12 protein-coding genes are annotated in these 11,294 nt (G+C 70.8%); all 12 read right to left on the reverse strand.

Annotated elements, in window-relative coordinates; genetic code table 11:
* Positions 1–58: 58 nt before the first annotated feature.
* A complete protein-coding gene (gene nusB / locus ACWGIG_RS31170) occupies positions 59–493 on the reverse strand; it encodes a transcription antitermination factor NusB (protein ID WP_453325037.1) in 435 nt (144 codons plus the stop codon).
* A 2-nt stretch (positions 494–495) separates the two neighbouring features.
* Positions 496–1,062 carry an elongation factor P gene (efp, locus tag ACWGIG_RS31175; protein ID WP_362429778.1) on the reverse strand — a complete coding sequence of 189 codons (567 nt, stop codon included), beginning with the start codon at positions 1,060–1,062 and terminating at the stop codon, positions 496–498.
* A gap of 60 nt (positions 1,063–1,122) precedes the next feature.
* Positions 1,123–2,238: a M24 family metallopeptidase gene (locus ACWGIG_RS31180; RefSeq protein WP_453325038.1), complete on the reverse strand. Its 1,116-nt coding sequence runs from the start codon at positions 2,236–2,238 to the stop codon at positions 1,123–1,125.
* Between the two features lie 81 nt (positions 2,239–2,319).
* Positions 2,320–3,255: an AAA family ATPase gene (locus ACWGIG_RS31185; RefSeq protein ID WP_453325039.1), complete on the reverse strand. Its 936-nt coding sequence runs from the start codon at positions 3,253–3,255 to the stop codon at positions 2,320–2,322.
* A 206-nt stretch (positions 3,256–3,461) separates the two neighbouring features.
* The gene (gene aroQ / locus ACWGIG_RS31190) at positions 3,462–3,908 is read right to left on the reverse strand and encodes a type II 3-dehydroquinate dehydratase (RefSeq protein WP_453325040.1); all 447 of its coding nucleotides are present in this window, start codon (positions 3,906–3,908) and stop codon (positions 3,462–3,464) included.
* Positions 3,905–5,017 (reverse strand): 3-dehydroquinate synthase, encoded by a 1,113-nt coding sequence (gene aroB, locus ACWGIG_RS31195; protein ID WP_453325041.1) that lies wholly within the window; start codon positions 5,015–5,017, stop codon positions 3,905–3,907. Before aroB ends, aroQ begins: the two co-directional genes overlap by 4 nt.
* Positions 5,014–5,541: a shikimate kinase gene (locus ACWGIG_RS31200; protein ID WP_453325042.1), complete on the reverse strand. Its 528-nt coding sequence runs from the start codon at positions 5,539–5,541 to the stop codon at positions 5,014–5,016. The genes aroB and ACWGIG_RS31200 overlap by 4 nt, the downstream gene beginning before the upstream one ends.
* The gene (gene aroC, locus ACWGIG_RS31205; protein ID WP_453325043.1) at positions 5,538–6,722 is read right to left on the reverse strand and encodes a chorismate synthase; all 1,185 of its coding nucleotides are present in this window, start codon (positions 6,720–6,722) and stop codon (positions 5,538–5,540) included. The genes ACWGIG_RS31200 and aroC overlap by 4 nt, the downstream gene beginning before the upstream one ends.
* Before the next feature lie 128 nt (positions 6,723–6,850).
* On the reverse strand, positions 6,851–7,681 hold the full coding sequence (locus tag ACWGIG_RS31210) for a shikimate dehydrogenase (protein ID WP_453325044.1): 831 nt from the start codon (positions 7,679–7,681) through the stop codon (positions 6,851–6,853).
* Positions 7,678–9,531 (reverse strand): endolytic transglycosylase MltG, encoded by a 1,854-nt coding sequence (mltG, locus tag ACWGIG_RS31215; RefSeq protein ID WP_453325045.1) that lies wholly within the window; start codon positions 9,529–9,531, stop codon positions 7,678–7,680. The genes ACWGIG_RS31210 and mltG overlap by 4 nt, the downstream gene beginning before the upstream one ends.
* 123 nt (positions 9,532–9,654) lie before the next feature.
* Entirely contained in the window at positions 9,655–10,119 is a 465-nt protein-coding gene (gene ruvX, locus ACWGIG_RS31220; protein ID WP_453325046.1) for a Holliday junction resolvase RuvX, read from the reverse strand.
* On the reverse strand, positions 10,119–11,294 hold a 1,176-nt coding region (locus tag ACWGIG_RS31225), incomplete at its 5' end, for a DHHA1 domain-containing protein (RefSeq protein WP_453325047.1). The genes ruvX and ACWGIG_RS31225, both read right to left, overlap by 1 nt.

Below are 11,294 nucleotides of genomic sequence, written 5' to 3' on the forward strand. Positions count from 1 at the left end.
GTACGGATTTCCGTACCGCAGGCCCTTCGCGTGGCGCAGAACCCACCGGGAGGGAGCGTCAGCCCTCTTCGCGGCGGAGGTTGCCCTTGAGGTCCTTGAAGCGACCCAGCAGGCCGTTCACGAACGACGGGGAGTCGTCGGTGGAGAACTCCTTGGCGAGCTGAACCGCCTCGTCGATCACCACCGCGTCCGGGGTCCCGTCCACCCACACCAGCTCGTACGTACCGAGCCGGACGATGTTGCGGTCCACGACCGGCATCCGGTCGAGGTCCCAGCCTTCGGCATAGGTCTCGATGAGCTCGTCGATCCGGGACGCGTACTGCGCGTACCCCTCGACGAGTTCCATCGTGTATTCGGTCACCGGCGGCTGTCGCTCGTCGCTCCGCGAGTGCCGGACCCAGTCCGCGAGGACATTCTGCACGGACGTACCGCGCTGATCGGCCTCGAAGAGGATCTGGAACGCGCGCTTGCGGGCGTTGTTGCGAGCGGCCACGGTTAGCTGTTCACCCGGCCGAGGTAGTCGCCCGTGCGGGTGTCGACCTTGATCTTCTCGCCGGTCGTGATGAACAGCGGGACGCCGATCTCGTAATCGGTCTCCAGGGTGGCGGGCTTGGTGCCACCGGTGGAGCGGTCGCCCTGCACACCGGGGTCGGTGTGCTTGATCGTCAGCTCGACGGCGGCCGGGAGCTCGACGTAGAGCACCTCGCCCTCGTGCTGGGCGACGGAGGCGGTGAAGCCCTCGATCAGGAAGTTGGCGGTGGAGCCGACGGACTTGCGGTCGACCATCAGCTGGTCGTACGTGTCCATGTCCATGAAGACGAAGTAGTCGCCGTCCATGTACGAGAACTGCATGTCACGACGGTCGATGGTGGCCGTCTCGACCTTCGTGCCGGCGTTGAAGGTCTTGTCGACGACCTTGCCGGACATCACGCTCTTGAGCTTGGTGCGCACGAAGGCCGGGCCCTTGCCGGGCTTGACGTGCTGGAACTCGACGACGGACCAGAGCTGGCCTCCGTCGAGCTTGAGCACCATGCCGTTCTTGAGGTCGTTCGTGGAAGCCACGGTTGCGGAATCTCCTGGACTGGTGGAACGACCGGCAGAACGCACTCGGCAAGCACGAGGCTAGAGCGCGAGCAGTTCCTTGGTCGTAATGGTGAGTAGCTCGGGTCCGCCGTCCGCCTCGGGGCGCACGACGAGAGTGTCATCGATCCGGACTCCGCCCCGGCCAGGGAGGTGAACCCCCGGTTCGACGGTGACCGGCACACAAGCGTCCAGTTTACCCATGGCCGAAGGTGCCAGCTCCGGGTCCTCCACGATTTCGAGCCCGACACCGTGTCCGGTGGACGCCGGAAGGGCCTCTCCGTACCCCGCCGCCTCCAGTCGGTGGCGTGCCGCGCGGTCCACTTCGCGGTACTCGACGCCGGGCGCGAGGGTCTCCCGGGCCGCCCGCTGGGCGGCGAACACCAGGTCGTACAGGTCGATCTGCCAGTCGGCGGGGCTGGTGCCGATGACGAAGGTACGGCCGATCTCGACCCGGTAGCCGCGGAACTCGGCGCCGAGGCAGACGGAGAGGAAATCGCCCTCCTCGACCCTGCGGTCGGTCGGCCGGTGTCCGGCTCGTCCCGAATGGGGTCCCGTGCCCACGGAGGTGGCGAAGGCGGGGGCGTCGGCGCCGTGGTCGACGAGGCGGCGCTCCAGCTCCAGGGCCAGATGCCGTTCGGTGCGCCCCACCAGAATGGATTCGAGGAGTTCGCCGAGGGCCTGGTCGGTGATCTCGCCCGCCGTGCGCAGGCAGGCGAGCTCCTCCTGGTCCTTGACGATGCGCTGCTGCTCGACGGCGGAGCCGAGCTCGGCGAGGCGCAGCCGGGGCGCCACCGAGCCCAGCGCCCGGTAGCGGGCCACGGTCAGGTGGTGTTCCTCGACGGCGAGGGAGCCTGCTCCCGCGGCTGCCGCGAAGCCCGCGGCGGCCACTGCCGCGTCCGCGCCCGGGGTCGGCAGGACGTGCACGCGCAACGCCTCGTCGGGGCGCCCCTCGACGGGCGTGCCCTCGGGCGTGCGCGGGCACAGCAGGACGTCGCGCTCGGGGCCCTCGGGGCCGAGCAGCAGCACGGCGCCGGGCGGGGCGCTGCCGGCGAGGTAGCGGACGTTGGCGGGCCGGGAGACCAGCGCGGCCTCGCTGCCCGCGGCGGCCGTGCGGTCGCGCAGCCGCCCGCGGCGGATTCCATGGGCCTCAGACATGCCCCGAGCGTAGGTACGGGGGCGCGGGCGCGCCGGTTCTGCGCGTCCGACCGGGGGTCCGCCCCGGGTGGCCGGTAAGGCCTACCAGGTGGGCGGGCTCGCCATCGCCCTGGCGAGGGTCTCGTCGAGGAGCTGGGCCGTGGTGGGCACGTCGTACTGGGAGTTGTCGATGATGGGCAGCCCCGAGCCGTACCAGCCGGCCATCCGGCCGTGGATGCGGGCCACTTCCTCGTCGCTGAGGCGCCTGTTGCCGCTGCGCTTGGCGTTGCGCTCCAGGACGATCTCCAGGCCCGGCAGCAGGACCACGGGGAGCAGTCCTGGGCCGACGTGCCGCTTCCAGCCGCCGAGGCCGACGACGGGGCGGTCGGGGAAGACGGCGTCGTCGACGATGCAGGAGATGTTGTTGGCGAGGAAGTTGCGGGCGGCGAAGCCGCAGGTGCGGCGGGCCAGGCGGTACTGGGCCTCGGAGTGGTCGTTCCAACCGGCCTGCGGGTCGGCGAAGCCGGAGCAGACCCATTCGCGGACGTCGTCGAGGCTGATGTGCGCGGTCGGCACCCGGCGGCTCTGCGCCCAGTACTTGGCGACGGTGGTCTTTCCCGCCCCGGCGGGGCCTATGAGCAGGACCGCGAGGGTGGTGTTGCCGGTGTGGGCGGGCGCGGCGGCGTTCGGCGGCGACGGCAGCGGTACGGGGCCGCCCGGCGGCAGCTGGATGTGGCCCGTGGTGTCGCGCGCGCCGGACGGCACGGGAGCGTGCTGGGGGGCGCGGTGCGGCTGCGGGGCCGGTGCGTGCGGCGGCGGGGCGGCGGGGCCCGGGGCCGCCGGGCCGTTCCCCGTGCCGTGCGTGGTGAAGCCCGGGGAATGCGGCACCGGAGGCGTGTGGGGCGGCTGGGGCGGGCCCGTGGGAGGCCCTGCCGGCGGGCCCGCGGGCGGGTGCGGGGCGCCGTGGGGAGCGGCGCTCGCCCAGATCGGGGCGGGGCCGTGGGGAGGTGGCAGCGGAGCCCCCACTACGTGCTGCATCCGGTGCCACTCCGTCTCGTACAGGCGACTGTTGCCGGGCTGATCGGTCGATCCGGACCGTGGTGAAGCCGGATCGTGGTGATGCTGACCCGAAAGGGCCGGGTCGAACCCTCGAACGGTACCGCCCCCGCCACTCACCGGATGAACGGCCGCCGGGTGAACGGCCGGGGGCGATCCCAAGTGCCCTGCCCTGTCAGACGGCGGTCTCAGCCGTCGAGTTGCTCGGCGAGCGCGCGCAGTGCGAGCCGGTACGAGCCGATGCCGAAGCCCGCGATGGTCCCGCTGGCGACGGCGGCCACCACCGAGGTGTGCCGGAACTCCTCGCGGGTGTACGGATTCGAGATGTGGACCTCGATCAGCGGGGCGGTGCGCTGGGCCGCCGCGTCCCGCATTCCGTACGAATAGTGGGTGAAGGCGCCCGGGTTGAGAACGACCGGAATTCGCCCGTCCGCCGCCTCGTGCAGCCAGCGGATGAGCTCGCCCTCGTCGTTGGTCTCGCGGACCTCGACGTCGAGGCCGAGCTCCTTGCCGAGGCTCTGGCAGGCCTCGACGAGCCCGGCGTACGACGTGGCGCCGTACACATCGGGCTCGCGGGAGCCGAGCCGCCCGAGGTTCGGACCGTTCAGCACGAAGACCCGGCTCGTGCCGCTCACGCGGCGATCTCCGCGTGTGCGGCCAGCAGCATCGCCGGGTCCGGGCCCTCCAGGACGGTCGGCTTGGCGAGGCCGTCCAGGACGATGAAGCGCAGCATGTCGCCGCGCGACTTCTTGTCGACCTTCATGTTCTCGACGAGCTTGGGCCACTGGTCGCCGCGGTAGGTGAGCGGCAGCCCGACCGACTCCAGGACCGAGCGGTGCCGGTCGGCGGTCGCGTCGTCGAGGCGGCCGGCGATCCGGCCGAGTTCGGCGGCGAAGACCATGCCGACGGAGACGGCCGCGCCGTGCCGCCACTTGTAGCGCTCGTTCTTCTCGATGGCGTGGGCGAGGGTGTGCCCGTAGTTGAGGATCTCCCGGCGGCCGGACTCCTTGAGGTCCCCGGAGACCACTTCGGCCTTGACCCGGATCGCCCGCTCGATCAGCTCGGCGGTGTGCGGCCCGGCGGGGGTGCGCGCCGCGACCGGGTCCTCCTCGATCAGGTCGAGGATCACCGGGTCGGCGATGAAGCCGGCCTTGATGACCTCGGCGAGACCGCTGATGAAGTCGTTGACGGGCAGCGAGTCCAGCGCCGCGAGGTCGCAGAGGACCCCGGCCGGCGGGTGGAAGGCGCCGACGAGGTTCTTGCCCTCGGCGGTGTTGATGCCGGTCTTGCCGCCGACCGCCGCGTCGACCATGCCGAGCACGGTCGTCGGCACGGCGATCCAGCGCACCCCGCGCAGCCAGGTCGCCGCGACGAACCCGGCCACGTCGGTGGTGGCCCCTCCCCCGACGCCCACGATCACGTCGGTGCGGGTGAAGCTGGTCTGTCCGAGCGCCTTCCAGCAGTAGGCCGCGACCTCGACGGTCTTGGACTCCTCTGCGTTGGGCAGCTGGATCGCGATGACCTCGTAGCCCTGCGCGGCCAGGTCCTGCCGTACCGCCTCACCGGTCTCGGCGAGGGCTTCGGGGTGCAGTACGGCCACGCGCTTGGCCGAGGTCCCGATGAGCCCGGGAAGCTCGTCCAGCAACTGCCGTCCCACCAGCACGTCGTACGCCTCGGTGCCGTCCGTGCCGCCGACGGTGATCCGCGTCGGTGCCGCTGCCTGCTGCGTCTGCTCGCTGGTCATGCGTCCTTCAACTCCAGTGCGTCGAGGACCGCCTGGGCGACCTCTTCGGGGGTGCGGCCGTCGGTCGCGACGACCACCCGGGCGACTTCGGTGTACAAGGTGCGGCGGGCGTCCATCAGCTCGCGCCACTGCCTGCGCGGGTTGACGGCGAGCAGCGGGCGGGCGGTGTTCAGCCCGGTGCGCTTCACCGCCTCGTCGACGTCCATCGACAAATAGACAACGGGGTACGCGGAGAGCAGCTCCCGGGTCGCCTCGTCGAGGATCGCGCCCCCGCCGAGCGCGAGGACACCCGTGTGCTGCTCGACGGCCGCACGTACGGCAGCGCGCTCCAGCTCACGGAAGTACGGCTCGCCCTCGTCGACGAAGATGTCGGCGATCTCACGGCCCTGGGCCGCGACGATGTCGGCGTCGGTGTCCCGGTGCCCGATCCCGAGCCGCTCGGCCAGCAGCGCGCCGACGGTGGTCTTGCCGACCCCCATCGGCCCCACGAGGACGATCTTCGGCCCGTCCTGGGTGCCGGTCACCGGATCTGGAGGTTGTCGAGGTACGACTGCACGTTGCGCCGCGTCTCGCCCACGCTGTCCCCGCCGAACTTCTCGGCGACCGCGTCCGCGAGCACCAGCGCCACCATGGCCTCGGCCACGATACCCGCCGCCGGAACGGCACATACATCGGACCTCTGGTGGTGTGCGGCGGCAACCTCGCCCGTGGAGATGTCGATCGTCGCGAGTGCGCGCGGCACCGTCGCGATCGGCTTCATCGCGGCCCGTACCCGCAGCAGCTCACCGGTGGACATGCCGCCCTCGGTGCCGCCCGCCCGCCCGGTGGTGCGCTTCACACCGTCCGCGGTCGGCACGATCTCGTCGTGCGCCTTCGATCCCGGCACCCGCGCCAGGTCGAAGCCGTCGCCGACCTCGACGCCCTTGATGGCCTGGATGCCCATGAGCGCACCCGCCAGCCGGGAGTCGAGCCGCCGGTCCCAGTGCGTGAAGGAGCCGAGGCCGACCGGCACGTGGTAGGCCAGCACTTCCACGACTCCGCCGAGGGTGTCGCCGTCCTTGTGGGCCTGGTCGATCTCCGCGATCATCGCCTTCGACGCGTCCGCGTCCAGGCAGCGCACCGGGTCCTCGTCCAGCTTCGCCTCGTCGGACGGCTTCGGCAGGACGCCGTACGGCGCCTTGGCCGCGGCCAGCTCGACGACGTGCGAGACGATCTCGATCCCGGTGGTCTGCTTCAGGTACGAGCGCGCCACCGTGCCGAGCGCCACCCGCGCCGCGGTCTCCCGCGCACTGGCCCGCTCAAGGACCGGCCGCGCCTCGTCCAGCGCGTACTTCTGCATGCCCGCGAGGTCCGCGTGGCCGGGGCGGGGGCGGGTCAGCGGCGCGTTGCGCGCCAGCTTGGCCAGTACCTCCGGGTCCACGGGATCGGCCGACATGACCTGCTCCCACTTGGGCCACTCGGTGTTGCCCACCATGATCGCGACGGGGCCGCCCATGGTCAGGCCGTGCCGCACGCCGCCGAGGAAGGTGACCTCGTCCTTCTCGAACTTCATCCGGGCGCCGCGCCCATAACCGAGCCGTCGTCGCGCCAGCGCGTCCGCCACCATCTCCGTGGTGATCGGCACGCCGGAGGGAAGGCCCTCCAGTGTCGCGACGAGTGCGGGTCCGTGGGATTCTCCCGCGGTCAGCCAGCGCAACCTGCTCAACGGTGCTCCTCATGCTCGCGCCTGAACTGCGATGACGCAGCCCGGATGCGCGGCCCGGACCCGCCAACCCCGATCCTCCCACGTCCGGGCGCGGGCCCTGCCCCCGGTCCAGAACTCGGACCGTGTGCTCACCCGCCGGACAGCGCCCGTTCACCGGCCGCCCGCATGACGGCGAGCGGCGCGGCGGCGACACCCGTCATCTGCTCGACCTGCAACACCGCCTGGTGTACAAGGAGATCGAGTCCTCCGACCACTGCTCCCCCGCGACCGGACCAGGCCGCCGCGAGGGCGGTCGGCCACGGCTCGTACAGCACGTCGAAGAGCGTCCCGACGGCGTCCGGTACCTCCGCCGCCAGCGCGTCCGTCGTTCCGGCCGGGGTCGTCGCGATCACCAACGGCGCCGCGAAGGCCTCGCGGGCGTCGCCCCAGTCGGCGGTCCGCACGTCGACGCCGAGCCGCTCGCCCCAGGTCCGCATCTCGACGGCGCGCGCTTCACTGCGTACGTAGGCGGTGACGGGACCGGCGCAGATCCGGGACAGCGCGGCGAGCGCGGACGAAGCGGTGGCGCCGGCCCCGAGGATCGCCGCCGACTCGATCTTCTCGACCCCGCGCTCGCGCAGGGCCGAGATCATCCCCGGAATGTCGGTGTTGTCGCCGAGCCGTCGCCCGTCCTCGGTGAGGACGACGGTGTTGACCGCCTCCACCGAGGCAGCCGTCTCGCTGACCTCGTCGAGCAGCGGCATGATCGCGCGCTTCAGCGGCATGGTCAGCGAGAGCCCCGCCCACTCGCCGCCCAACTCCCCTACGAACGAAGGGAGTTGAGCCTCGTCGACCTCGAACCGGTCGTACGACCAGCCGTCGAGCCCCAGTGCCACGTAGGCGGCGCGGTGCAGGACCGGGGAGAGCGAGTGGGCGATGGGCTTGCCGAGGACGGCGGCCCGGTTGCGCGTGCTGCTCACTGCTTGGACTTCTTCCGTTCCGCGTTGTACTGCTGGACGAGGCGGTCATGCTCTTTGTAGGTGTTCGTGAAGACGGTGTTTTCCGAGGTCATCGAGATGAAGTAGAACCAGGGACCCGGCGTCGGGTTCATCGCCGAATGCAGGGCGTCCGCACCCGGGTTGTCGATCGGGCCGGGCGGCAGGCCCTTCCGCTTCAGGTAATACGTGTTGTACGGGTGGTCGAAGGTGGCCAGCTTGTCCGTGTCACCGATGTCCAGCGTGCTCGTCGACTTGAGGTAGTTGACCGTGGAGTCGAACTGGAGACGGCCGTGGGTCTCCTGCTGGTTCTCCTTGAGCCGGTTGTAGACGACACGCGCGACCTTGTCGAAGTCCTTCTTGTACTTACCCTCGGCCTGCACCAGGCTCGCGACGGTGAGCAGTTCGTACGGGTCCTTGAGGTTCAGCTTCTTGGCCGTACCCGCCAGGTCCTGGCTCTCGTAGTGCCGGTTGGCCTCGGCGACCATCTTCTTGAGCACGTCCTCGGGCTTGGTGCCCTTGGCGACCGAGTAGGTGGCCGGGAAGAGGAAGCCCTCCAGCCGGTCGAGGATCCTCTTGTCCTCGGGCACCCAGGAGGGCAGCCCCAAGCTGTTGACCTGCGCCTTGGCGACGTTCTTCGTCGTGCCCTCCGCGAGGCCGAGCCTCTTGTCGAGCTCCTTGTAGACCGTCGCGTTGCGGGTGCCCGGAGGAAGGTTGTAGTTGTTCCGGCTGGCCGGGTCGAGCATCAGCTCCAGCGCGGCCTTCGCGGACATCCCCTTCTTCAGGGTGTAGACGCCCACCTGGATGGAGTTGCCCTTCTTCGGGTCCTTCCCCACCTCGGCCGTGAACGCGCTGACGCTCTTGACCACACCCGCCTTCTTGAGGGTGTTGCCGATCTCGTTGCCGTCGGCGCCCTTCTTGACCTCGATCTGCACCTGCTCGGCGGTGCCGCTGCCGGAGAAGTCCTCGGCCGGCCCGAACCGCGCCTGCCAGAAGTCGTAGCCGAAGTAGGCGACCCCGCCGAGACCGCCGAGCAGGACCGCCGACACGACCAGGCACGCGCAGCCGTTGCGGCTCTTCTTCTTTCCCTTGCCGGTCTTGCCCGCCTTGCCGCCCTTGCCGCGGCGCGCGGAGCGCGGGTCGTCGTCGAACTCCTCGTCGTCCTCGTCGTCGCGGGGCGGGGTGCGGCCGTTGTCGGTGCCCGTGAAGAAGGGGTGCTCCTCCTCGACGGGTGCGTCCGGGTCCCAGTCGGTCGTCGGCTCGGGGGGCGTAGTGCGCTGGGCGGGGGGCTGCGGCGGCGGATAGGCCTCGGGCGTGCCGTAGTAGTCCTGCTGCTCACCGCCGTAGCCGGGCTGCTGGCCGCTGTACGGGTCGGCCGGATTCATGCCGTACGGCACGGCCTGGTTCTGCTGACCGGTGTCCCAGCCGCCCTGGTTCCCCTGACCGCCGTACTGCTGCTGATCGGGGTAGTGGGGCTGCTGGGACTGCTGGGCCTGGGGGTACTGGCCGCTGTCGTGCGCCTGCGGGTACTGCCCGCTGTCGTGGACCTGCGGGTACTGGCCGCTCTGGTGCGCCTGCTCGTACTGGCCGCTGTCGTAGTACGGCTGCTGGGCCTGGCCCTGCTGCGGGTGACCTTGCTGAGCATGGCCCTGCTGCTGAGGATGGCCCTGCTGTTGCGGGTACTGCTGCTGCGGCTGGCCGCCGTAGGTCTGGTCGTAAGGGACCTGGCCGTGCCCGGCCTGCTGTCCGCCCCAACCCTGGCCGCCCTGGTCCCCGTACAGCGGGTCCTCCGGGTGCCACGGTTCGGAGCCTTGACCCCGGCCATACTCAGTCATCGGTCCCCTAGAGCCGCGAGGCGGCGGGTGTGACGCGCGTAAAGCACGGCATCCGTCCCGCCTCAATTCCTGTACGGCGGCTGTTCGAACGCCGCCACGGCGCGGAACGTTACCGTATCGCGATCAGACAACCACTTCGACGCCTTCGCCAGGGAGCTCTCCCGACACTCGTTCGGCCTCAAGGGCGTTCTGAAGAATGACAATCGCGGCGGCCTGGTCGATGAAAGATCGTCCCTTTTTGGACTTCACGCCCGAAGCGCGCAGCCCCTGGGCGGCCGTCACTGTGGTCATCCTCTCGTCGACCAGTCGTACGCCGATCGGCGCGATGCCCTTGGCGAGCTCCTGGGCGAACTTGCGGACCTTGACCGCGGCCGGGCCCTCGCCCCCGTTGAGGGAGCGAGGGAGTCCGACCACGACTTCGAGGGGTTCGTACTCCTCGACCAGCTGGCGCAGCCGCCGGTGGGCGGCCGGGACGTCACGTCCCGGCACGGTCTCCACCGGCGTGGCGAGGACCCCGTCGGGGTCGCACGAGGCGACCCCGATCCGGGCGTCCCCGACGTCGATCGCGAGACGGCGTCCACGTCGCATCAGGCGGTTTCCCCGACGAGGCGCTCAACGGCGTCGATGGCGTCGCCGATGGCCTCGACGCTGGTGCCGCCGCCCTGGGCGACGTCCGGCTTGCCGCCGCCTCCGCCGCCGAGGGTCTTGGCGGCCGTACGGACCAACTCGCCTGCCTTCAGGCCTCGCTGACGGGCCGCCTCATTGGTGGCGATGACGGTCAGCGGGCGGCCGTTGGCCGTCGTGAACAGGGCCACGACCACGGCCCGGTCGCCCTGGATGCGGCCGCGCACGTCGAGGACCAGCTTGCGCAGGTCGTCGGCGGACGTGCCGTCCGGCACCTGACCGGTGACCAGCGCGACGCCCTTGACGTCCTTGGCGCCCTCGACCAGTCCGGCGGCGGCCTGGAGGACCTTCTCGCCGCGGAACTTCTCGATCTCCTTCTCGGCGTCCTTCAGTTTGCCGAGCATGGCGGAGATCTTCTCGGGCAGCTCCTCGGCACGGCCCTTGACCAGCTCCTGGAGCTGGGCGACGACCGTGTGCTCACGGGCCAGGAACTTGTACGCGTCGACGCCGACGAGGGCCTCGATGCGGCGCACGCCGGAGCCGATCGACGACTCGCCGAGCAGCTTGACCAGGCCGAGCTGGGCGGTGTTGTGGACGTGCGTACCGCCGCACAGCTCCTTGGAGAAGTCGCCGATGGTGACCACGCGGACGCGCTCGCCGTACTTCTCGCCGAACTCGGCGATGGCGCCCTGCTTCTTGGCCTCGTCGATCGACATGACCTCGGCCTGCACGTCCAGCTCGTGCGAGAGGACCTCGTTGATCTTCTGCTCGACGTCGGTGAGAACGGCGCCGGGAACGGCGGCCGGGGAGCCGAAGTCGAAGCGGAAGCGGCCGGGCTGGTTCTCCGAACCGGCCTGGGCGGCCGTCGGGCCGAGAGCGTCGCGCAGCGCCTGGTGGGTGAGGTGCGTGGCGCTGTGGGCGCGGGCGATGGCGTTGCGGCGGTGCACGTCGATGATCGCCTGGGCCGTGGCGCCGACGGTGACCTCGCCGACCTGGACGACGCCCTTGTGGACGTACACGCCGGGGACCGGCTTCTGGCAGTCGCGGATCTCGACGACGGCGCCGTTGTCCAGCTTGATGCGGCCTGTGTCGCCGATCTGGCCGCCGCCCTCGGCGTAGAACGGGGTGCGGTCCAGGAC

The sequence above is a fragment of the Streptomyces sp. NPDC054863 genome (genome assembly GCF_053610825.1).